Source organism: Pseudomonas sp. AC070 (assembly GCF_979258635.1).
Genome location: NZ_OZ409871.1, coordinates 89,641 through 110,289 on the forward strand (window position 1 = coordinate 89,641; position 20,649 = coordinate 110,289).

The following is a 20,649-nucleotide window of genomic DNA, read 5'->3' on the forward strand; positions in this document are numbered from 1 at the left end:
CGTTACGCTTTCCCTGTGAGGTTTCGATACTTTTGCATCAACTCATCCTTGCTCTCGACGTTGTTTTCATCGAGCGGGATGCAGTCGACGGGGCACACCTGCTGGCACTGCGGCTCGTTGTAGTGGCCGACGCATTCGGTGCACAGGTTGGGGTCGATTACGTAGATTTCTTCACCCTGCGAAATAGCGGCGTTCGGGCACTCGGGCTCGCAAACGTCACAGTTGATGCAGTCGTCGGTGATGATTAAAGACATGAAACACAACTCCTGCCGCAGCTTACGGCCACGGCATGTTCGGACAGCGGAGCGCAAATTGTGCCGGATTGTCGGGGGAGGCGCCAATCGGCATGAGGCGGCCGGGCGATGAATGCCCAGCCGCAGCTGATCGCTCCCACGCCAACCGCGAATGTGGCAGCGGCGTTTAGCGCTTGAAGCGTTCCAGCAACGCCTCGGCCACCGCAGGGTGAACGAATTTGCTGATGTCGCCGCCCAGGTTGGCGATTTCTCGTACCAGGGTGGAGGAAATGAAGGAGTACTTCTCGGACGGCGTAAGGAACAGGCTTTCCACGTCCGGCACCAGTTGGCGGTTCATGTTCGCCAGTTGGAATTCGTATTCGAAGTCGGACACCGCGCGCAGGCCACGCAGGAAAATATTGGCGCCCTGCTCCTTAGCAAAGTGAGCCAGCAGCGTGGAAAAGCCCACCACTTCCACGTTGGGAAGGTGCTTGGTGACTTCACGGGCCAGTTCGACGCGTTGCTCCAGCGGGAACAGCGGGTTTTTCTTGGGGCTGGCCGCGACGGCGATAACCACTTGATCGAACAGGCGCGAGGCGCGTTCAACGAGGTCGCCGTGACCCTTGGTAATGGGGTCAAAGGTACCGGGGTACAACACTCGATTCATCGTGACGTCCTGGCGCAGGCCATAGGGGAGTCGGATGGTAGCGCAGCAACCCCCGTGGGCCAAGTCATCGGCGCGTTGGGGCGTAGGATTAATCCTGCGCCCTTAGTCTCATGCGCTTTTCAGGCGATCAGCCAATTGTGTGGCGAGTTGCGCCGTTAGGCCGTACACCGACAACTGCGGGTTCGCGCCAATGCTGGTGGGGAACAGCGAGCCGTCGTGAATCGACAGATTGTGCAGTTGGTGATGACGTCCGAGGCTGTCGGTTACCGCCTGCGTCGGGTCTTCGCCCATGGCGCAACCGCCCATCACGTGGGCGCTGCCCAGGCGGGTGCGGTAGATCTCCATGCTCAGGCCGTCGATCAGGCTTTTCGCCTCGCCGATGGTTTTCACATAGTCGGCGTCGGCGTGCAGCGGCAGCACGCTTTTCGCTCCGGCCGCGAACTGGATGTCGGCCATGGTGTGGAAGGCGCGGCGGATGCCGTCCCAGGTGTAATCGGTCATTTGGTAGTCAAGCACCGGGCTGCCGTCGCTACGCAGCTCCACCGTGCCAGTGGCGCTGTCCGGATGGAAACCGTCGCGCAGCAAGGCGAGCATGGCGTTGGTGTGCGGCAATTGCTCCATGCGCATGGCGTTGTCGATGCCGAAGCGCCCGAGCAGCGTGGCGGTAAGTGCCGGTTGCATGGGCGGCACTTCGAGCTTGAACGACATGCGCCCGGTGGTGCCGTCGTCCCATTGGAAATGGTCGGAATAAATCGACTGCGGCGCACCGTAGAACGGGTTCACCACTTGCTCGAACTGCGCGGCAGAGAAGTTCACCACGTGAATAAAGGTGCGTTTGCCCGCACGGTTGTGCGGGTCGGGCGCGTTGGAGCGCAGCAGAATGGCCGGCGTGTTGATGCCGCCGCCAGACAGAATGTAATGCTTGGCTTTGACCGTAACGGTGCGGCCCGTGGGCGCCACGCAACGGTCATCCATGGCTTGGCATTGAATGCCGGTGACCTTGTCGCCCTCGATCAGCAACTTGTCGGCGCGCGCCAAATAGAGCAATTCGCCGCCCTTTTCCAACGTGGCCGGAATGGTGGTGACCAGCATCGATTGCTTGGCATTGGTTGGGCAGCCCATGCCGCAGTAGCCGAGGTTCCAGCAGCCGCGCACGTTGCGTGGAATGACTTTCCAGTGATAACCGAGCTTCTCGCAGCCGGCGCGCAGCACGTCGTTGTTGGCATTGGGCGGCATGATCCAGGGCGCGACACTGAGGCGTTGTTCCATTTTTTCAAACCAGGGCGCCATCTCGGCAGCGCTATGGCCTTTGACGTTGTGCTCTTTGGCCCAGTGCTCAAGGGTCGGCTCGGGCGTGCGAAAGCTCGACGTCCAGTTCACCAGCGTGGTGCCGCCCACCGCTCGGCCTTGCATGATGGTGATGGCGCCGTCTTTGCTCATGCGCCCGATGCCTTCCTGATACAGCGCCGGGTAGGCCTCGGCCTCCTGCATTTTGAAGTCGCTGCTGGTTTTCAGCGGGCCTTCTTCAATCAGCAGCACCTTGTAACCGGCCGCGCTGAGAATCTCGGCCGTAGTGCCGCCGCCCGCGCCGGTGCCAACGATGGCCACGTCGGCTTCCAGGGTCAGGTCCTGTTCCAGGCGCGAGCCGTTATAGGTTTTCCAGCCGCGGCTCAGGCCTTCGGCAAACAGATCGGGTACGGGCATGCAGGCGGTTCTCGGTTAAGTCTTCGGTCGGTTCTTATTAGTAGAGGGTGATGCGGCGCGGCTCAGACCTTGGGCGGGCCGGGATAACCGCAATGCGCCCACGACTCTGCGCGGCCGTACCAGGCCATCATCACCAGCTGCAACAGCGAGGCGTAGCCCATGCGCAGCAGGCTGAGCGAGCTGTTCTGCCAGCGGTCGAGGAAGTGGCGAACGTCGTCGCCGCTGGCGTTTTCCCAACTGCCCCAAATGCCCGTCAGCGGGCCGCGCGTAACCGCCATGGCCAGCACGTCGAACAGTTGCACGGTGAGCTTGAGCATTTCCGGGGACAGGCGATTGAGGCTGTAATCGAGGTTTTGCAGGGTGCCGTTCACAGCGCCCGGCATCTGCTCCGGCGGCACGGCGCCGGTCAGCATCACTGGAATCAGCGCCTTGAGAAACGGCAGGTCGGACTCGCGCAAGATGGCGAAACCGTTGGCCGGTGTGCTGGCCGAGCAGCCACTCAAGGTGGCGGTGAGCCCGGCCGTAGCCAGAAAGGCTGAGCCCATCAGGCCCACTTTCAGCAGGCCGCGACGGGACAGGCCAGGTGTAGCGATTACCGAGTCATTCATTTTTATTATTGACCTCGCGCTAGCGCGTTTTAAAACGGCGCTCCGGCAGGCTGAAACCGGGCGCCGCAAGCTCAGCTTGGTTTAGCGGATGAACAGTTTCAGCACCAGTTTTTGCAGGGCTTTGCCATACGGCGGGTAGATCACTTTCGAGGCGTTGAAGCGTTGTTTGATAAACACGCCCTTGGCCTTGGAGAAGGTCAGGAAGCCTTCGTGGCCGTGGTAGTGGCCCATGCCGGAGGGGCCGACGCCGCCAAAAGGCATGTCGTCCTGGGCGACGTGCAGCAAGGTGTCGTTCAGGCACACGCCGCCGGCATGGGTTTCATGCAACACGCGTTTTTGTTCGGCCTTGTTGTAGCCAAAGTAATAAAGGGCGAGCGGGCGCGGACGGTCGTTGATGTAGGTGAAAGCGTCTTCGAGGCGGTCGTACGGCACGATGGGCAGCAGCGGGCCGAAAATTTCGTCCTGCATCAGCTTCATGTCGTCGTTCACGTTCAACACCACGGTTTGGGCCATACGCCGGCCCTGGCCTTCCGGGAATAACGGTATGAGTGTGGCGCCTTTGCTTTCGGCGTCGGTGAGCAGCCCTTTGAGGCGGTTCAACTGGCGGTCGTTGATGACGGCGGTGTAGTCCGGGTTGTCTTTAAGGCTGGGGTAGAAGCTCTGCACGGTTTTGCGGTACGCCTCAACGAAACCTTCCACGCGATCTTTGGGCACCAACACGTAATCCGGCGCCACGCAGGTTTGCCCGGCGTTCATGGTTTTGCCAAAGGCGATGCGTTCGGCAGCGTCGCTCAACGGTACATCCGCAGACACGATGGCCGGCGACTTGCCGCCCAGCTCCAAGGTGACTGGAACGAGGTTTTCCGCTGCTGCGCGCATCACGTGCTTCCCGATGCTGGTAGCGCCGGTGAACAGCAAATGGTCGAAGGGCAGTTTCGAGAAAGCCATGCCGACCTCGGCTTCACCGAGCACGACGCACACCAGGTCTTCCGGGAAGATGCGGGCCAGCAGGTCTTTGATCAGCTGCGAAGTTATCGGGGTGGATTCGCTCATTTTGATCATCACCCGATTGCCCGCCGCCAGGGCGCCAACCAGCGGGCCCATGGCCAGGAACAGCGGGTAGTTCCACGGCACGATCACGCCGACCACGCCCAGCGGCTGATAAATCACTTTCGCACTGGCCGGCTGGAAGGCCGAGCCGACCGATCGGCGCGACGGCTTCATCCATTTTTTGATGCGTTTGGTGGCGTAGTGAATGCCGTGCACGCTGGGCATCACCTCGGCCAGCAGGGTTTCTTCGGCGGCGCGGTTGCTGAAGTCTTGGGAGATGGCCTGAACCAGAGTGTCTTTTTCTTTCAGCAGCAGATCGCACAGGCTGTTGAGCCATTGAATGCGCTGCCCGGCTTCGGGCATGGGGTTGGCGCGGAACGCTTCGCGCTGGCGCTGCAACAATGAATCAAGCTGGTCGATTTGTTGTTGGTTGTGTTGCAGGTAAGCAATGTCGGCGACCATTTTCGAAGGCTCCTGGGCAGTCCAGTTAAAAGAACCCGGAACCGTCTTGAAGGTCGGTTTAGGGTTGCGCAAAACAACGTCGCTGGATTTTTAGAGCAATTACTCTAATGTGTCAAATAGGATGCCGAGAAGGGCTCTGGGATGCACCCCAACGAAAAGTTAGGGTGCGCAGTCGCTGTGGTGATGAGTAACAATTGCTGCGCTTGTGCGTGTACCTTTGGCGCAGCAAGGGAGCTGGACCGTTTAGGCAGGACGCAGTTGCTGACGGCTTTTTGTTCAAGAAACAGTGTGTGAGGTACGAGCGCCATGGCCGCGCCAATGAAAACCCGTGAGCGCATCATTCAAGCCAGCCTGGAGCTGTTCAATCTGCAGGGCGAGCGCAATGTGACGACCAATCACATCGCTGCGTATCTGGCGATTTCCCCCGGCAATTTGTACTACTACTTCCGCAATAAGCAGGCGATCATCGCCGAACTGTTCAGCCAGTACGAACACCAGGTCGACACCTTTCTGCGCCCGCCGCAAGGCCGCCCCATGACCGTGGAAGACAAAACCTTCTACCTCGAAGCCTTGCTCGCGGCGATGTGGCACTACCGCTTTCTGCACCGCGACCTGGAGCATTTGCTGGAAAGCGACGCGGGCCTGGCGGCGCAGTACCAGCAGTTTTCGCTGCGCTCCATGGGGCAGGCAAAAGCGATTTATCAGGGCTTTGTCGACGCGCAGATTCTGGTGATGGGTGAACGGCAGATTGAAGCGCTGACACTCAATGCCTGGATCATCATGACCTCGTGGGTGCGCTTTCTCTGCACCTCGCGAGGCGACATGGGCGACCTCAGTGAAGAGATGCTGCGCCGTGGCATTTATCAAGTGTTGGCGCTGGAGGGTGGCTATATCGCACCACAGGCGCGCGAGGCGGTGGATGCGCTGCAGCAGCGCCTGTTCGTGCCGCTCGATGGCGTGGTGTAAGCCTTAACCGAGTGCCGTTAGCCACTGCGGAATGCGCCGTTCCAGGTAGTACTCCGGGCGGCGCCAAGAGCCCTGAACGAAGCCCACATGCCCACCATGGTCGTGCAATTCGAATTGCACGCAGCTCGCCAGTTCGCTGGCTTGGGGCAGGCTGTGAGGAAACACGAACGGATCGTCGGCGGCCTGAATCAGCAGCGTCGGCGTCTGGATGCGGCCCAGGAAATAGCGGCTCGAGGAGCGCTTGTAATAGTCGTCGGCATCGGCAAAACCGTGCAGCGGCGCGGTGACGCGGCCGTCGAAATCCCAGAACGTGCGCATGTCGGTCAGCGGGCCGAGCTTTTCCAAAATCGATAACTGATCGGCCTGGCCTTTATGAGCAAACAGGCGCTGCTTGTCCTTCACGTAGGCGACCATTTCCCGCATGAAGTGCGCCTGGTACACCTTGGAAAAGCCCAGCCCGATACGGTCAGCGCATTGGTCCAACCGAAACGGCACCGACACGGCGACCGCCCCTTGCAGGTGGCTGTCGGCGCCACTTTCGCCCAAGTACTTGAGTAGCACATTGCCGCCCAGGGAATACCCGGCGGCATACAGCGGTGCCATGGGGCGCTTGGCGCGCAGGTGTCGGATGGTTTCGGCCAAGTCTTCACTGGCGCCGGAGTGATAGCCGCGCGGCAATAAGTTGGGCTCGCCGGAACAACCGCGCCAGTTCAGCGCCACACTCGCCCAGCCTTGGGCGGCCAGGTTTTGTTGCAGACCGAGCACGTACAGCGAGCTCGACGAGCCGGTCAGCCCATGCAGCACCAGCACCAATGGCGCATCGGCTTCGTGCGGGCCGTGCCAGTCCAGGTCGAGGAAATCGCCATCCTCCAGCCACAGCCGCTCGCGCTGACGCTCAAGCGCAGGCGGCTTGCGACACAGCGAGTTCCACAGGGTTTGCAGATGGGGGTTGGGCAGCCACCAGGCCGGGGTGAAACCAGTGCTCATGGTTACGCCGTGCGGTGCCACAGGGCGTAATACACCTGGCCGGCTTTCTGCTCGCGGTGCAGGCGCCAGTTGCCCGGCATGGTCAGGGTTGAGGGTGGGGTTTCGCTTTCGGTGTACACCCACGCGTCGTCTGCCAGCCAACCTTTTTCTTCCAGCAGCGTGCAGGTGGGCTGCAGCAGGTTCTGGTTGAACGGCGGGTCGAGAAACACCAGGTCGAACGGCGACGGGCTCTGGGTTTCCAGGTAGCGCAGGGTGTCGGTTTGCAGCAGTTGGCCGGTCGCGCATTTCAACGCGTCGAGCGTTTGCCGCAGGCTGGCGATGGCGGCGCCATTGAGGTCCAGCGCCAATGCCAGGCTGGCGCCACGCGACAGTGCTTCGAGGTACAGCGCGCCACTGCCGGTGAACAAGTCCAGCACCCGAGCGCCCTGAACATAAGGCGCTAACCAGTTGAACAAGGTTTCGCGCACACGGTTGGGCGTGGGCCGCAAACCGTGAGCCATGGGAAAGCTGAACTGGCGGCTGCGCCACTCACCGGCAATGATGCGCAACTGGCCTTGGCCACCATGGGCGGGGGCGTTACCTGGTTTTACGGGACGGGCCATCAGTGCTCCGGAACGCCAAGCGCGGGCTCGGCGGGATGATCGGTGGGGGGCGGCAGTGGCTTCTGCGGCACGGTAGGCCCGGCCGTGACGATGACCAGGTTATCCGCATTCAAATGCTTGGCCATCGCGGTTTTCACCGTGGCCACGTCCAGCGCTTGTACCTGCTGCATGAAGTCTTCCAGGTAGGTCAGCGACAGGTCGTAAAAGCCAATGGCGCCCAATTGCGAAACTATATCGCTATTGCTGGCGGTAGACAGCGGAAAGCTGCCCGCGAGTTCCCGCTTTGCGTCATCCACTTCTTTTTGCGTCGGTCCATTGGCCAGATAGTCACGCAAAATGTCTTGCACCAGCTTCAGCGCGCCTTCGCTTTGCTCCGCCCGGGTTTGCAGGCTGATCATGAAAGGGCCGCGCGCCTGCATAGCCGTGAAGCCCGAGGAGATGCCGTAGGTGAGGCCGCGTTTTTCTCGCACCTGATCCATCAAGCGCGTGCCGAAGCCGCCGCCACCGAGAATCTGATTACCCAAAAACAGCGCGGCGTAATCCGGTTCGGCTCGGTCGATGCCCATTTGCGCCAGCATCAGCGTGGTTTGTTTGGACGGAAACTCGATATGCGTGAGCCCGGCTTTCGGTTCTTCCGGTTGCGGCATCTTCGGTAACGCCGGGCCTTTGGGCAGCGCGGCCGACACTTGGGCAGCCATGGCTTCGGCCTCTGCACGCGACAAGTCGCCCACCAGCGCAATCACCACGTTGCCGGCGGCGTAGGCCTTGCGATGGAAGGCCTGCATTTGCGCAACGGTAATACGCGGGATGGACCCAGCATCGCCGTCGCTGGAATGCGCGTACGGATGACTGCCGTACAGACGCTTGAACAGCTCCAGGCCCGCGAGGCGGCCGGGGTTTTGTTTCTGGTATTCGAAGCCGGCCAGCACCTGATTGCGGATGCGCACGAGCGAGTCGGCGGGAAAGGTCGGTTTGCCGATCACTTCGGTGAACAGTTTCAGCGCCGGCTCACGTTTGTCGGCGGCGGTGAGGCTGCGCAGGCTGGCCACGCCCATGTCACGGTAGGCGCCGTTACCAAAGTCGGCGCCCAGGTCTTCGAAACCGGCAGCGATGGCGCTCACGTCTTTACCGGCAATGCCTTCGTTGAGCATGGCGTTGGTCATCATCGCCAGCCCTGGCGCATCGCCGTCCTGGCTGCTGCCAGCGGCAAAGGTCAGGCGCAAATCGAACATTGGCAGCTGGTGCGCTTCAACAAATAGCACCTTGGCGCCTTCTGCGGTTTTCCACGTTTGAATGTCGATGGCCCGATGGCTCGGCGCCTGGCCTTCCAGCGCGGCCAGCGACTCCAAGTGGCCTTCGGTTTTGGCTGGCGTTTCTGCAGCCGGTTGCGCGATGGCAGCCACGCTGGGCGCAGGTTCGGTTGGCGCTTGCGCCGGACGGCTGACCACAAACACCAGCACCGCCAGCAAGGCCAACAGGCTTAGGCCCAAGAGGCCGTATCGCAGACCGTTGCGTTCACTCATGGGTTTTTTCCTTCGGCAGAACTTCGGCAACGCTCAGGCGTTCGCGCGTGAAATAGGTGCGGGCGGCTTGCTGGATATCGTCCGGCGTGACGGCCTCGATGGCGGCCAGGTCTTCGTCCATCAATTTCCACGACAAGCCAACGCTCTCAAGCTGGCCAATGGTGCTGGCCTGGCTGCTGATGGAGTCGCGCTCGTACACCAAGCCGGCGATAACCTGCGCGCGAACGCGGGCCAGTTCGGCAGCGGTGGGCGGGGTCTTTTTCAGCGCTTCCAGCTGGCGCCACAAGCCTGCTTCGGCCTGGGCCAGGGTTTTGCCGGTTTGCACGTTGGGCGTGGCGGAGAGCATGAACAGGCTGTCGCCGCGGTTGTAGGCGTCGTAGCTGGCGGAAGCGCCAGACACCAATTCCTCGCCGCGCTCCAGTTGCGTGGGCAAGCGCGCGCTGTAGCCACCGTCGAGCAGTGCCGAAATCAGGCGCAGGGCGTGGGCATCGCGCGGGTTGGCGGCGGTGGCCAGGCTTGGCACGTTGAAGCCCATCATCAGGCTTGGCAGTTGCGTTTGTAGGTACAGACGCAGGCGTCGCTCGCCCGGCTCAGCCAGTTCCAAAGGCGCTTTGGCGGTGGGAATCGGGCGGCTGGGAACGGGGCCGAAGTAGCGCTCGGCCAGGGTTTTCACCTCGGCGACCGTGACGTCGCCCACCACCACCAATGTGGCGTTGTTGGGCGTGTACCAGGTTTCGTACCAGTGGCGCAGTTCTTCCACGCTCATGCGCTGCAGGTCGGCCATCCAGCCGATGGTGGGTGTGCCGTAGCCGCTACCGGGATAGGCCATGGCCTTGAAGCGCTCGTAAGCCAGCGAGCTGGGTTTATCATCGGTGCGCATCCGGCGCTCTTCTTTGATGACTTCGATTTCACTTCGAAATTCTTCCGGCGGCAGGCGCAGGCTGGCCATGCGGTCGGCTTCAAGCTCGAAGGCCACGGGCAGACGGTCGCGAGCCAGCACTTGGTAGTAGGCGGTGTAATCGTCGCTGGTAAAGGCGTTTTCTTCGGCGCCCAATTCGCGCAGCACCAGGGACGCTTCGCCGGGTTTCATCTTGGCGCTGCCCTTGAACATCATGTGCTCAAGGGCGTGGGAAAGGCCGGTTTGCCCGGGCGTTTCGTAACTGGAGCCGACCTTGTACCAAACCTGGGAAACCACCACGGGCGCACGGTGGTCTTCACGCACCACAACCTTCAGGCCGTTAGCGAGAGTGAACTCTTCAGTGGGTTGGGTATCGGCGGCGAATGTGGACAGCGGCAGGCAAAGGGCCGCGAGCAGCAGCCCGGTGGCGCTGCGGGCAAGCATTTTCATGAAGTGAATGACCTGTCGAGAAGGCCCGCTTGGTCTTAGCGTCGGCGGGCGCGGAGGTGCTAGGATACTCATCCATTTTATTGGCGGCCACGGCTGTTGGGTTTTTACCCTGTTGGCGCGTCGCACCCTTGAGATAGCCGCTCTCCATGTTTGGTTCCAAAGACGACAAGAAGACCCCAGCCGCTGCTGGGAACAACGCTCCGGCCCCTTCCGACGAGAAGTCCGGGGAGAAAAAAAGCCTGTTCGGTTGGCTGCGCAAAAAGCCTCAGGAGCCCGCTGCGGCGCCTGAAACTGCGGTCGAAACCGTAGCGCCGAGCGAGTTTGCGCCTGCTGAGGCAGCACCGGTTATCGACGCTCCGGCAACCGAGATGCCCGCCCAGGAACAGCAACCGACCGTGGTGCCTGAAGTGGTCATCGCGCCGGTTCTGGAGCCTGTTGCGGCACCCGTCCCAGCGCCAGAGCCAACTCTTCCCACGCCTGAACCGGTTGTTGCTGAGCCAGTTGTTGTTGCGCCAGTCGCGCCGCCTATAAGCGAAGCCCCCGTGGTGGTCGCGCCGGTGCCTGGGCCCGCAGTATCGGCGTCGCCAGAAAGCAAAGCCGGTTTCTTCGCGCGCCTGAAACAGGGGTTGTCGAAAACCAGCGCCAGCCTCGGCGAAGGCATGGCCAGCTTGTTCCTTGGCAAAAAGGCCATCGACGATGACTTGCTCGATGAGATCGAAACACGCCTGCTGACCGCCGACGTCGGCGTTGAAGCCACCACGGCAATCATCCAGAGCCTCACGCAGAAAGTAGCGCGCAAGCAGTTGATCGACAGCGGTGCCTTATATAAGGCGCTGCAAGAGGAACTGGCGTCGCTGCTCAAACCGGTCGAGCAGCCGCTCGTTATTCCGGCGGAAAAAAAGCCATTCGTGATTCTGGTAGTCGGCGTCAACGGCGCCGGCAAAACCACCACCATCGGTAAATTGGCCAAAAAGCTTCAGCAGGAAGGCAAGAAAGTGATGCTCGCTGCGGGCGACACCTTCCGCGCGGCGGCGGTCGAGCAGTTGCAGGTGTGGGGCGAGCGCAACCAGATTGCGGTCATCGCTCAGCACACTGGCGCCGACTCGGCCTCGGTCATCTTCGATGCGGTCCAGGCGGCGACTGCCCGCGGGATCGACGTGCTGATCGCAGACACAGCGGGCCGTCTGCATACCAAAGACAACCTGATGGAAGAGCTGAAAAAAGTGCGCCGCGTGATCGGCAAGCTCGACGAAACCGCCCCGCACGAAGTGTTGCTGGTGCTGGACGCCGGCACCGGGCAGAACGCCATCAGCCAGGCCAAGCAATTCAATCAGACCGTTAGCCTCACCGGCCTAGCGCTGACCAAGCTGGACGGCACAGCCAAAGGCGGCGTGATTTTCGCGTTGGCCAAACAGTTCGGCCTGCCGATCCGCTACATCGGTGTGGGTGAGGGCATTGACGACCTTCGCACCTTTGAAGCTGAAGCCTTTGTTCAAGCCTTGTTTGCCGAGCGGGAGCACGCATGATTCGCTTTGAGCAGGTGGGTAAACGCTACGCCAACGGCCATGTCGGCCTGCATGAGCTGAGTTTTCGCGTGCGACGCGGCGAATTTCTGTTCGTGACCGGGCATTCGGGCGCCGGCAAGAGCACCTTGCTGCGCTTGATTCTGGCGATGGAGCGGCCAACCTCGGGCAAGCTGCTGCTGGCGGGCCAGGACCTGGCGCAAATTACCACCGCTCAGATTCCTTTCCTGCGCCGCCAGATCGGCGTGGTTTTCCAGAATCACCAGCTGCTGTTCGATCGCACCGTGTTCAACAACGTGGCGTTGCCGCTGCAGATTCTCGGGTTGTCCAAGCCCGACATCGCCAAGCGCGTCGATGCGGCGCTGGAGCGCGTTGCCCTTAGCGACAAGCGCGATCTGTTTCCCGGCGATCTTTCCACCGGTCAGCAGCAGCGCGTCGGCATTGCTCGCGCCGTTGTGCACCGCCCAGCCTTGCTGCTGGCGGATGAACCGACCGGTAACCTCGACCCGCGATTGGCGGCTGAAATCATGGGCGTATTCGAAGACATCAACCGCATGGGCACCAGCGTGCTGATCGCCAGTCATGACCTGGCCTTGATCGCGCGCATGCGTCACCGCATGTTGACGTTGCAGCGCGGCCGATTGATTGGTGACGGGGAGGCCGGTTAATGAGCGCCACACGTAATACTCAGGAACCGTCTTCCGCCGCCGAGCGCGTCGGCGCCGCGCCAAAGAAGAACGATCAGAAAAAAGACGACGGCAGCCCGGACTTCTCCACCTTGCTGCACGCCTGGGTGGAAGCCCATCGTTCGAGCTTGATCGACAGCTTGCGTCGCCTGGCCAAGCAGCCCATCGGCAGTTTCTTTACCTGTCTGGTGATGGCCGTGGCGCTGAGCTTGCCCATGGGCTTGTCGCTGCTGCTCAACAATGTGGAGCGCTTGGGCGGTTCCTGGCAGCGCGCGGCACAAATTTCTTTGTTCCTGACGCTCGATGCCAACGAAGCGGACGGCGAAAAGCTGCGCGCGCAGATTGCAGAAATGAATGATGTGGCTGAGTCCGAATGGATTAGCCGCGAACAAGCGCTGGCCGAGTTTCAGCAGCAGTCCGGCTTGGGTGAAGCGCTGAAAGAGCTACCCGAGAACCCGTTGCCGGCCGTGATTCTGGTGACGCCGAAGGAGGTGGATAAACCTGCGCTGGAAGCCTTGCGCTTACGCCTGGCGGAACTGCCCAAGGTTCAGCAGGCGCAGCTCGATTTGCTCTGGGTTGAACGCTTGAGCGCCATTTTGAAACTGGGCGAGCGGTTCGTCTTCGGGCTGACGCTATTGCTGGTGATGGCCTTGCTGCTGGTGATCGGTAACACCATCCGGCTGCACATCGAAAATCGTCGCACCGAAATTGAAGTCATCAAGCTGGTAGGTGGAACTGACAGCTACGTGCGACGTCCCTTCCTTTATATGGGCGCGCTGTACGGCCTGGGAGCAGGTGTGCTGTCGTGGGCCGTGCTGGCGTTTGGTCTGGACTGGTTGAACGGCGCCGTGGTGCGTTTGGCCGGGCTGTACGGCAGCGACTTTACCTTGGCAGGGGTGCCGTTGTCCGACGGTTTATCGCTGCTACTTGGCGCGGTGTTGTTGGGGTATATTGGCGCCTGGCTTGCGGTGGCCCGTCACTTGAACGAGTTGGCCCCGAAGTAGTAAGTTACTGTTTATTAGTGTTATTTCGTGCTTTTGAACTTTCGAGTCAACTGTCTGGTCTTATCCGGGCAGTGCTCAAAAGGCACGAGTTTCGTGAGTCGGAGGATTCGCATGAGCAATTCTTTGCAACCTGTCCATGCTTTAGTCCCAGGTGCCAACCTGGAAGCCTATGTGCATGCGGTCAATAGCATTCCACTGCTGACTGTTGAGCAGGAGCGCGAACTGGGCGAGAGTCTTTTCTACCATCAAGACCTCGAAGCCGCTCGCCAAATGGTGCTCGCGCACCTGCGCTTTGTTGTCCATATCGCCAGAAGTTATTCCGGTTACGGTCTGGCACAGGCCGACCTGATCCAAGAAGGCAACGTTGGCCTGATGAAGGCCGTCAAACGTTTCAACCCAGAAATGGGCGTGCGTTTGGTGTCGTTCGCTGTGCACTGGATCAAAGCTGAAATTCACGAGTTCATCCTGCGCAACTGGCGCATCGTCAAAGTGGCCACCACCAAGGCCCAGCGCAAATTGTTCTTCAATCTGCGCAGCCAGAAAAAGCGTTTGGCTTGGCTCAATAACGACGAAGTCCACGCTGTGGCCGAAAGCCTGGGCGTGGAACCGCGCGAAGTGCGCGAAATGGAAAGCCGCTTGACCGGCCATGACATGGCTTTCGACCCCGCTGCAGAGGCGGACGACGAAAGCGCCTTCCAGTCGCCGGCCAATTACCTGGAAGACCATCGCTACGACCCTGCTCGCCAGTTGGAAGATTCCGATTGGAGCGACAGCGCTACTGCGAACCTGCATGAGGCGCTGGAAGGCCTTGATGAACGCAGCCGCGATATTCTCTACCAGCGCTGGCTGGCTGAAGAAAAAGCGACCCTTCATGAGTTGGCCGCGAAGTACAACGTTTCAGCCGAGCGTATTCGTCAGCTGGAAAAGAACGCTATGAACAAACTCAAAGGCTCAATCGCCGCCTGAGTGTCAAAGCGAAAGGACTGAAGCCGCACCCAGGTGCGGCTTTTTTCTGCCTGCGTGTTTAACCCTGTTCGGAGACTGTCCATGACCATGCCACCGCTACGTATGCAGCACTGGCTGCTTTTTGTGGCGATCGCCATTGCCTTCTTTGCTTGGGGCGGCTGGTTGATGCACGGGCGAAGCGCGTCAGAACCGCTTGCCGGCATGGCGCGCTGGCAGAAAGAAATTATGTCGCCAATGGCGGAAGGCGCGCTAACGCTGGGACGTTTGAACGCAGTGAGTGCTGGAGAACTATGGTTAAAACCTAGACTGGTCGGCCCTCAGCTGCTTTTTCGTTCCAGCCTGGACAGCATGGGCGAGCAATGGAAGGTCGAAGCAGCGCTGGTGCTCACCGAGCAAGAGCACACCAGCTTGATGACGGCGACGGGCCTCAAGCCTACCGACCCTGAACAACCCCTGAGCAGCCAGATGCTGGGCGAACTGAGCGGTCACAGGCTCTCTTCTTTAATGCTGCGTCCCGAACAGCCGGTGGCCGAAGATCAGGCCGTCGCCACTTTTGGACCGCCGCGTTTGCGCTTGCAGCTCACTAGCGGAGAAGGCTGGGTGTATCCCGCGCAAGGCCTGACGGTTCATGTAGAAAACGGTGCCCTTTTACTACTCCATGTCGTGCCCCGCAGCTCGCTTAAACAGTAAGCGAATCGCCAATCAGGAGCGGCGGCCCTTCTGCATTTGCACGATGTAGTCACTGCCGCCTAACTGACGCATCTGTTGGCGAATCCAGTTGGCCCGGCGGTTGACATAGCCGGTCGGCTTGCCGGCGCTCCACTTCAGCGGGTTGGGCAACACCGCCGCCATCAAACTGGCCTGCCGGGCGGTCAGGTAGGGTGCTCCCACGCCAAAGTGCGCGCGCGCAGCCGCCTCCGCTCCAAACACCCCGCTACCCCACTCCACGGTATTTAGGTAAACCTCAAGGATTCGCTGCTTCGGCCAGAGCAACTCCAGCAAGCCGGTAAACCACACCTCCAGCCCTTTACGCAGCCAGCTTCGACCGGGCCAAAGGAAAAGGTTCTTCGCCACTTGCTGACTGATCGTGCTGGCGCCGCGCAGATTGCCGCCACGTTCGTTGTGATCAAGGGCCGCCTGAATAGCCTCCACGTCGAAACCCCAGTGTTCAGCAAACTTCTGGTCTTCACCTGCGATTACGGCAATTTTCAAATCATCCGACAGCTCCGCCCATGGGCGCCAAGTGCGCTTGAGGTCGATTGGTTTGCCATCAATCCATGACTCAACCTTTCGCTCAACCATAAGAGCGGATCCAGGGGGCGGCACCCAGCGCAGAACAAGCACCAGGAGCACTGAGGCTGCGGCGAACCAGAGCAAAGACCTGAACATACTTCGGAAAAGTTTTCGAACCATGCGTAGCGGGGCCTTGAGAGTAGGCACAGGAGTATAGCGTTGCTCACATAAACAGCCTCGCCCACATTAAGGCTTTTAAAGTCAAAAGCCCCCCACGCTCCCGTGAGCGCCTTCGAGGCGTGTTTGGGAGTAAACATTTCTGAGTCGCGTCTACCGAAGTCCGGCATGCAGTGCACAGTAGTCGACGACACCTTACGCATAAATCCGTTTTTCAGGTCGGGAAATTCCAACTTCTACGGATTATTCCCACGCCTCGGTCGGAGGCTGATTGCAGTTTCGAATGGAGATTTAACTAATATTACCGGGGCTTTAGATATCAATACCTTTTCACGTTAAACATAATTCTACGAGTCTTCTATGAAAAACAAATTGGCTGCACTCAGCTCTAGCCTCGTTCTGGCTGGCTTGGCCCAAGTGGCGACTGCGAACGAAGGGAAAATCGACTTTGAAGGCGGTGTTTCTGATACCACTTGCACGGTATCAGTAAATAAGCAAGGCAATAACGCAACGGTGAAACTGCCCATCGTTTCGTCCAAGCTTCTTACGGCGAAAGCCTCTACAGCCGGTCGTACTTTCTTAAATTTTGAGCTTTCCGATTGCTCGGCGGCGACGGCGTCGGGGACCCCGTCCCCGTTGGCAGGTAAGGCTTCAGTGTATTTCACAGCCGGAAATACCATTACTGCGGATGGGCATTTGCTGAATACCGAGACAACGAACGCAACCACGAATGTCGAACTTCAAATATTAAACAAAGATACCGATCCAATGGATTTGTCTTTGGGACGTGGTGCTCAAGGCGCTACCGAAGAAGCCCTTGTTGAGACTAACAGTATAGGATCTGCATCTCTTAGGTATTTTGTCGAGTACATCTCAGTAAAAGGCGGTGCTACTGCGGGTGGCTTGAAGTCCAGCGTGGACTATGAAATTGACTATCAATAAAGTCTAAGTTAAATGCCTGGCGGCCCCGCCAGGCATTGCTTTTCATTATCCTGGGTGCTACATGAAAAAATCCATAATATATGCACTCTTGTTTTTGTTCTCGCACTATTGCAATGGGGCAACTGCGAGTTTCACCGTCGAGGGAAAAGTAACCGCCGCTACATGTGTTGTTGTAGGCAAAGAGCAGCTTGTTAAGTTACCACTCGCGCCGAGTTCCTCATTAAGGAATGCCAGCGATACGACTGGCCGGACACCGTTTTCAATAGAGATTAAAGGGTGTCCAGCTGATTCGTTTATCTACTTCGAAGGCGATCCGCTCGCATCAATTGCAGTCGGGACTTCAGGACGACTGCCAAATACTGCGGTGGACGGAGCGCAAAATGTCCAGTTGCAGATTCTTAATTCCGCTGGGATTGCAGTGGATGTAAATGCAGCGAAAGGCCAGCAAGTTAGTAGCACGGGCAATGCTATAGGAGCGGCGGGCGAAAATAGAGCGAAATTCGATTTCTTTGTTCAGTACTACGCTACCGGTGCAGCCACGGAAGGAAAAGTTAGTGGTACAGTTACTTTTTTAGTCGAGTCAAATTAATAGTTTTAGTTTTCGGTGTCAGGTGAAAACATGCGCACTAATATCCTTCAGTACTTACGGTCAGCTTTTAAAATATCCCCGTTTATTATTTCTGTTATTTTTTCCGGTCCTGTTTTTGCCTCGGTCGTTTTGGATGGCACGCGCGTGATATATCCCGAGGAGAAGACCGAAGTTTCTATACGTATGACAAATGAAGGCGCAGAACCAAAACTCGTTCAGATTTGGATTGACGATGGCGACAAAAAAGCGAGTCCGGAAAATATTCGGGTTCCATTTGTCGTGACGACCCCAATATTCCGAATTGATCCGAAAAAGGGGCAGGTCGCGAAGATACAGTACACCCGTAGTCTTCCGGTGCCGTCGGACCGAGAGTCAGTGTATTGGTTGAACGTTCTGGAAATTCCCAGCAAGCCTAAGTTAAACGCTGATGATAACTATCTACAGTTTCGCTTTCGAACACGCATAAAAATATTCCTGCGGCCTAAGGGGTTGGATGGGGTCGCGAATGATGCGCCGGAAAAGTTGATTGTTAAATACCAGCCTGGGAGAGTGATGTTAGAAAACCCTACTCCCTATCACGTGAATATCAGCACATTAGGCGTCGGATCTAACGATGATGGAGGCGTTGTAGAAGCGGAAATGATAGCGCCTTATACGACAAAAATATTTGAATTAAAAAGAGTGCGTAGCTCTCAGCATTCGCCATCAGTTACCTATAAGTCGGTAAATGATTATGGCGGGTCCCCTGTTTGGAAAAAGCCCGCCGCTACGTTCTAATATCTTCTGGTTATAATATGAAAAATCAAAGCCGGAATCTGACAGCGTTTTCAATCATATGCGCGCATTTGGTGTTGATCTTCGTTGCTCCAGCGCTGGCCACACCAGAAAAATACGCCGCCGTGGAGTTCGACAATAGTATGTTGTGGGGCGCGCCTGGCGAGAAGCACAGTGCAGATTTATCGAGGTTTACTGACGGTAATCCAGCGCCTCCTGGAAACTTTAAAGTAGATTTATATCTGAACGACGAACTACAAAGGTCAACTTCGATAAAATTTATTTCTGTGGCAGACAAAAAGTCTGCAATAGCCTGTTTTACTGCAAAGGATTTTTCCTTGCTCGGTATTGATATCTCAAAGTTACTTGAAGAAGACTCTAAGTGGATTTCGGAGGGCGCAGCCACTGGTAAATGCCGTCAGATAGAAACCGTCGTACCCGGCGCCTCGGTGAACTTCGATTTTTCCGAGCAACGTCTTGAAGCTTACATTCCTCAGGCCTATTTAATAGAGCGGCCCAGGGATTATATTAGTCCGCTTGAATGGGATAGAGGCATCAATGCCGCGCGGTTGAACTATTCCATAGACGCATTTAATTCAAGCAGTTATGGTAACGCTTCGACTCAAGCATTCGCGTATTTTGAAAGCGGAATGAATGTCGAGGGGTGGCGGATTCGGAATATCTCCTCTATAGCGGCTGACGGTGAAAACCGTTCATATCAAAATCAGCGTACCTATGCGCAGACGGATATAGAGCGGTTGAGCAGCACCCTTACGGTTGGGCAGAATTATACCGATGGCCAACTGTTCGACTCCTATGGCTTGCAAGGCGCGTTTATTTCAACAGATATGCGGATGTTGCCTGCCTCGCTTAGAAGTTATGCGCCGGTGGTAATCGGAACGGCGGATTCGAACGCTAAGTTAACGATCAAACAGGGGGGCGCAATTATCTATGAACGGGCCGTGCCGCCGGGCCCTTTTGAAATCAAAAATCTAATGCTGAGTGGTTACGGTAATGATCTGGACGTTACCGTAACGGAGGCGGATGGCTCGATTAAAAGCTTTACTGTGCCGTACTCGTCTTTAGTGCAATTGCTCCGTCCTGGTCAGTCCAAATACTCGGCGAGTCTCGGGGAAGCTTGGACGCCGTCTTACAGCAATTTTAAACCCGTGGTTGGGCAGGTTAACTTTCAGCACGGCGTAAACAACTACGTTACAGCATTCGGTGGATTTGTCGGAAGCGAAGCCTACCAGGCTGTGGCCCTAGGTAGTGCCGTTAGTACGTATTTGGGCGGTATATCGGCTGACTACACCTACTCAAGTGCGAGTCTGGGAGGATCGGATGCTATCAATGGCGATAGCATCCGATTTGTCTATTCAACGCTTTATGAGCCAACTGGCACTAACGTCACGCTATCCAGTTACAGGTTCTCCAGTCGCGGCTTCTGGTCATTTAGTGAGTTTGTTACGAGCCAGGATTCAAATTTTCAGAACGGACCCACCGATGACGGTCTGGGATACGGTTACCGGGCGAAGCAGAAAGGGCGTTTTGATATGAACTTGCGCCAAAGACTCCCTTACAATCTTGGCGCTGTATCTGTCAGCGGCTCTACGCGCAATTTCTGGAATCGCGAAGGGTCAGATACGCAGTTTCAGCTGTCGTATGCAAATCGGTTCCGAGACCTAAATTATGACGTCGCTCTATCACGGGTCAAAGATAAGGATGACAGGAGGTATAACGAATTTCGGCTGAACTTTAGCATCCCGATTTTCGCTTCTAATTATGGCCGAAACTATGTTTCGGCAAGTACGACGCGTAATTCGGAGTCGGGCAGTTACGGGCAGATGCAACTGGGTGGTATAGCGGGCAATGACCAAGAGTACACCTACGGCATCTCAACCACCCAAGGTCTCGACAGTCAGAACACGTCTGCCAGCTACGGGCTCAATGGCACCTATCAAGGCTCCAAAGGATTTGTCGCTAGTGGTTATACCAAAGGGGACGACTATCAGCAGGCTTCTTTAGGTGTGTCTGGATCGGTGCTGGTCCATGAAGGGGGCGTGACGTTAGGTCAAACTTTGGGCGAAACCGTTGCATTAATAGAAGCCAAAGATGCCGATGGCGCTCGTATCACCAATTCCAGCGGCGCGGTGGTAGATGGCCGGGGCTACGGAGTCGTTCCATATCTTTCAGCGTATTCGCGTAATCGGGTCGAAATTGACTCGGAGGGATTGTCGTCAGATATTTCAATTGCCGATACAAGCAGTGAGTCGGTCCCTGTCGCGGGATCAATCGTTAAAGTCAAGTTTGAAACGCTGCGCGAAAACACCATTGTTATAAATGGTATGTTCGAAGATGGCAATCCGTTGCCATTTGGAGCGGAAGTGTTCAACAACACGTCGGGCAACGTTGTGGGATATGTAGGGCAGGCAGGTAGTATTTTTGCCCGGGGTGTGGACGCGCAAGGAAAGCTTCTCGTGAACGTGGGTGGACGCACTTGCATGATGGATTATCAGTTTAACAAGCAGGATAGCGCTGCGAACTTGGATATGCGCGCTTCAGGTAAGGACAGAAATTACACCACATGTAAATATGAGTAATCTCC

20 protein-coding genes are annotated in these 20,649 nt (G+C 57.8%); 10 read left to right on the forward strand and 10 right to left on the reverse strand.

Translation table 11 applies throughout. From position 1 onward, the window contains the following. Positions 1-2: 2 nt before the first annotated feature. From ACZZ0Q_RS00400 to ACZZ0Q_RS00420, 5 genes are all read right to left on the reverse strand, one after another. Positions 3-254: a YfhL family 4Fe-4S dicluster ferredoxin gene (locus ACZZ0Q_RS00400; protein ID WP_463540478.1), complete on the reverse strand. Its 252-nt coding sequence runs from the start codon at positions 252-254 to the stop codon at positions 3-5. A gap of 166 nt (positions 255-420) precedes the next feature. Further along, the gene (coaD, locus tag ACZZ0Q_RS00405) at positions 421-900 is read right to left on the reverse strand and encodes a pantetheine-phosphate adenylyltransferase (protein WP_122492143.1); all 480 of its coding nucleotides are present in this window, start codon (positions 898-900) and stop codon (positions 421-423) included. 108 nt (positions 901-1,008) lie between these two features. Next, complete coding sequence (locus ACZZ0Q_RS00410; RefSeq protein WP_463540477.1) at positions 1,009-2,604, reverse strand: GMC family oxidoreductase; 1,596 nt, start codon at positions 2,602-2,604, stop codon at positions 1,009-1,011. Between the two features lie 62 nt (positions 2,605-2,666). Further along, positions 2,667-3,212: a twin-arginine translocation pathway signal protein gene (locus tag ACZZ0Q_RS00415; protein WP_463540476.1), complete on the reverse strand. Its 546-nt coding sequence runs from the start codon at positions 3,210-3,212 to the stop codon at positions 2,667-2,669. 81 nt (positions 3,213-3,293) lie between these two features. After that, the gene (locus ACZZ0Q_RS00420; protein WP_463540475.1) at positions 3,294-4,724 is read right to left on the reverse strand and encodes a coniferyl aldehyde dehydrogenase; all 1,431 of its coding nucleotides are present in this window, start codon (positions 4,722-4,724) and stop codon (positions 3,294-3,296) included. Positions 4,725-5,030: 306 nt separating this feature from the next. On the opposite strand from ACZZ0Q_RS00420, the gene ACZZ0Q_RS00425 reads away from it, so the two are divergent. Beyond that, positions 5,031-5,690 (forward strand): TetR/AcrR family transcriptional regulator, encoded by a 660-nt coding sequence (locus ACZZ0Q_RS00425; RefSeq protein ID WP_463540474.1) that lies wholly within the window; start codon positions 5,031-5,033, stop codon positions 5,688-5,690. Between the two features lie 3 nt (positions 5,691-5,693). Here the strand turns inward: ACZZ0Q_RS00425 and ACZZ0Q_RS00430 are convergent, their stop codons facing one another. The 4 genes from ACZZ0Q_RS00430 to ACZZ0Q_RS00445 are packed head-to-tail and all read right to left on the reverse strand — an operon-like array spanning position 5,694 to position 10,150. Next, the gene (locus ACZZ0Q_RS00430; protein ID WP_463540473.1) at positions 5,694-6,677 is read right to left on the reverse strand and encodes a hydrolase; all 984 of its coding nucleotides are present in this window, start codon (positions 6,675-6,677) and stop codon (positions 5,694-5,696) included. A gap of 2 nt (positions 6,678-6,679) precedes the next feature. Beyond that, the gene (rsmD, locus tag ACZZ0Q_RS00435) at positions 6,680-7,279 is read right to left on the reverse strand and encodes a 16S rRNA (guanine(966)-N(2))-methyltransferase RsmD (protein ID WP_463540472.1); all 600 of its coding nucleotides are present in this window, start codon (positions 7,277-7,279) and stop codon (positions 6,680-6,682) included. Next, on the reverse strand, positions 7,279-8,802 hold the full coding sequence (locus ACZZ0Q_RS00440; protein WP_463560190.1) for a M16 family metallopeptidase: 1,524 nt from the start codon (positions 8,800-8,802) through the stop codon (positions 7,279-7,281). Before ACZZ0Q_RS00440 ends, rsmD begins: the two co-directional genes overlap by 1 nt. Beyond that, positions 8,795-10,150, reverse strand: coding sequence for a M16 family metallopeptidase (locus ACZZ0Q_RS00445; RefSeq protein ID WP_122492135.1), 1,356 nt, complete (start codon positions 10,148-10,150; stop codon positions 8,795-8,797). Before ACZZ0Q_RS00445 ends, ACZZ0Q_RS00440 begins: the two co-directional genes overlap by 8 nt. A 146-nt stretch (positions 10,151-10,296) precedes the next feature. Here ACZZ0Q_RS00445 and ftsY point away from each other — a divergent pair, with 146 nt between their 5' ends. The 5 genes from ftsY to ACZZ0Q_RS00470 all read left to right on the forward strand — a co-directional run bounded on the left by ftsY (position 10,297) and on the right by ACZZ0Q_RS00470 (position 15,019). Next, complete coding sequence (gene ftsY / locus ACZZ0Q_RS00450; protein ID WP_463560191.1) at positions 10,297-11,676, forward strand: signal recognition particle-docking protein FtsY; 1,380 nt, start codon at positions 10,297-10,299, stop codon at positions 11,674-11,676. After that, entirely contained in the window at positions 11,673-12,341 is a 669-nt protein-coding gene (gene ftsE / locus ACZZ0Q_RS00455; RefSeq protein ID WP_122452983.1) for a cell division ATP-binding protein FtsE, read from the forward strand. Before ftsY ends, ftsE begins: the two co-directional genes overlap by 4 nt. Next, complete coding sequence (ftsX, locus tag ACZZ0Q_RS00460; RefSeq protein ID WP_463540471.1) at positions 12,341-13,363, forward strand: permease-like cell division protein FtsX; 1,023 nt, start codon at positions 12,341-12,343, stop codon at positions 13,361-13,363. Before ftsE ends, ftsX begins: the two co-directional genes overlap by 1 nt. A 111-nt stretch (positions 13,364-13,474) precedes the next feature. Then, a complete protein-coding gene (gene rpoH, locus ACZZ0Q_RS00465; protein ID WP_122452981.1) occupies positions 13,475-14,329 on the forward strand; it encodes an RNA polymerase sigma factor RpoH in 855 nt (284 codons plus the stop codon). A gap of 81 nt (positions 14,330-14,410) precedes the next feature. Continuing rightward, positions 14,411-15,019 carry a hypothetical protein gene (locus tag ACZZ0Q_RS00470; RefSeq protein WP_463540470.1) on the forward strand — a complete coding sequence of 203 codons (609 nt, stop codon included), beginning with the start codon at positions 14,411-14,413 and terminating at the stop codon, positions 15,017-15,019. A 12-nt stretch (positions 15,020-15,031) separates the two neighbouring features. On the opposite strand, the gene mtgA is transcribed toward ACZZ0Q_RS00470, so the two are convergent. Beyond that, the gene (gene mtgA / locus ACZZ0Q_RS00475; RefSeq protein WP_463560193.1) at positions 15,032-15,742 is read right to left on the reverse strand and encodes a monofunctional biosynthetic peptidoglycan transglycosylase; all 711 of its coding nucleotides are present in this window, start codon (positions 15,740-15,742) and stop codon (positions 15,032-15,034) included. A gap of 357 nt (positions 15,743-16,099) precedes the next feature. Here mtgA and ACZZ0Q_RS00480 point away from each other — a divergent pair, with 357 nt between their 5' ends. From ACZZ0Q_RS00480 to ACZZ0Q_RS00495, 4 genes are all read left to right on the forward strand, one after another. Then, positions 16,100-16,681, forward strand: coding sequence for a fimbrial protein (locus ACZZ0Q_RS00480; protein WP_463540469.1), 582 nt, complete (start codon positions 16,100-16,102; stop codon positions 16,679-16,681). Positions 16,682-16,742: 61 nt separating this feature from the next. After that, a complete protein-coding gene (locus ACZZ0Q_RS00485; RefSeq protein WP_463540468.1) occupies positions 16,743-17,270 on the forward strand; it encodes a fimbrial protein in 528 nt (175 codons plus the stop codon). Between the two features lie 30 nt (positions 17,271-17,300). Beyond that, entirely contained in the window at positions 17,301-18,047 is a 747-nt protein-coding gene (locus tag ACZZ0Q_RS00490; RefSeq protein WP_463540467.1) for a fimbria/pilus periplasmic chaperone, read from the forward strand. A 17-nt stretch (positions 18,048-18,064) separates the two neighbouring features. After that, positions 18,065-20,644, forward strand: coding sequence for a fimbria/pilus outer membrane usher protein (locus tag ACZZ0Q_RS00495; RefSeq protein WP_463560195.1), 2,580 nt, complete (start codon positions 18,065-18,067; stop codon positions 20,642-20,644). Positions 20,645-20,649: the final 5 nt, after the last annotated feature.

Bases quoted from the DNA above. Each gene is read 5' to 3' on its own strand.
- ftsX (WP_463540471.1), top strand. From the start codon at position 12,341: ATGAGCGCCACACGTAATACTCAGGAACCGTCTTCCGCCGCCGAGCGC.
- rsmD (WP_463540472.1), bottom strand. From the start codon at position 7,279: ATGGCCCGTCCCGTAAAACCAGGTAACGCCCCCGCCCATGGTGGCCAA.
- ACZZ0Q_RS00440 (WP_463560190.1), bottom strand. From the start codon at position 8,802: ATGAGTGAACGCAACGGTCTGCGATACGGCCTCTTGGGCCTAAGCCTG.
- ACZZ0Q_RS00490 (WP_463540467.1), top strand. From the start codon at position 17,301: ATGCGCACTAATATCCTTCAGTACTTACGGTCAGCTTTTAAAATATCC.
- ACZZ0Q_RS00400 (WP_463540478.1), bottom strand. From the start codon at position 254: ATGTCTTTAATCATCACCGACGACTGCATCAACTGTGACGTTTGCGAG.
- ACZZ0Q_RS00430 (WP_463540473.1), bottom strand. From the start codon at position 6,677: ATGAGCACTGGTTTCACCCCGGCCTGGTGGCTGCCCAACCCCCATCTG.
- mtgA (WP_463560193.1), bottom strand. From the start codon at position 15,742: ATGGTTCGAAAACTTTTCCGAAGTATGTTCAGGTCTTTGCTCTGGTTC.
- ACZZ0Q_RS00420 (WP_463540475.1), bottom strand. From the start codon at position 4,724: ATGGTCGCCGACATTGCTTACCTGCAACACAACCAACAACAAATCGAC.
- ACZZ0Q_RS00495 (WP_463560195.1), top strand. From the start codon at position 18,065: ATGAAAAATCAAAGCCGGAATCTGACAGCGTTTTCAATCATATGCGCG.
- ACZZ0Q_RS00485 (WP_463540468.1), top strand. From the start codon at position 16,743: ATGAAAAAATCCATAATATATGCACTCTTGTTTTTGTTCTCGCACTAT.
- ACZZ0Q_RS00470 (WP_463540470.1), top strand. From the start codon at position 14,411: ATGACCATGCCACCGCTACGTATGCAGCACTGGCTGCTTTTTGTGGCG.
- ACZZ0Q_RS00425 (WP_463540474.1), top strand. From the start codon at position 5,031: ATGGCCGCGCCAATGAAAACCCGTGAGCGCATCATTCAAGCCAGCCTG.
- ACZZ0Q_RS00415 (WP_463540476.1), bottom strand. From the start codon at position 3,212: ATGAATGACTCGGTAATCGCTACACCTGGCCTGTCCCGTCGCGGCCTG.
- ACZZ0Q_RS00445 (WP_122492135.1), bottom strand. From the start codon at position 10,150: ATGAAAATGCTTGCCCGCAGCGCCACCGGGCTGCTGCTCGCGGCCCTT.
- ftsY (WP_463560191.1), top strand. From the start codon at position 10,297: ATGTTTGGTTCCAAAGACGACAAGAAGACCCCAGCCGCTGCTGGGAAC.
- ACZZ0Q_RS00410 (WP_463540477.1), bottom strand. From the start codon at position 2,604: ATGCCCGTACCCGATCTGTTTGCCGAAGGCCTGAGCCGCGGCTGGAAA.
- rpoH (WP_122452981.1), top strand. From the start codon at position 13,475: ATGAGCAATTCTTTGCAACCTGTCCATGCTTTAGTCCCAGGTGCCAAC.
- coaD (WP_122492143.1), bottom strand. From the start codon at position 900: ATGAATCGAGTGTTGTACCCCGGTACCTTTGACCCCATTACCAAGGGT.
- ftsE (WP_122452983.1), top strand. From the start codon at position 11,673: ATGATTCGCTTTGAGCAGGTGGGTAAACGCTACGCCAACGGCCATGTC.
- ACZZ0Q_RS00480 (WP_463540469.1), top strand. From the start codon at position 16,100: ATGAAAAACAAATTGGCTGCACTCAGCTCTAGCCTCGTTCTGGCTGGC.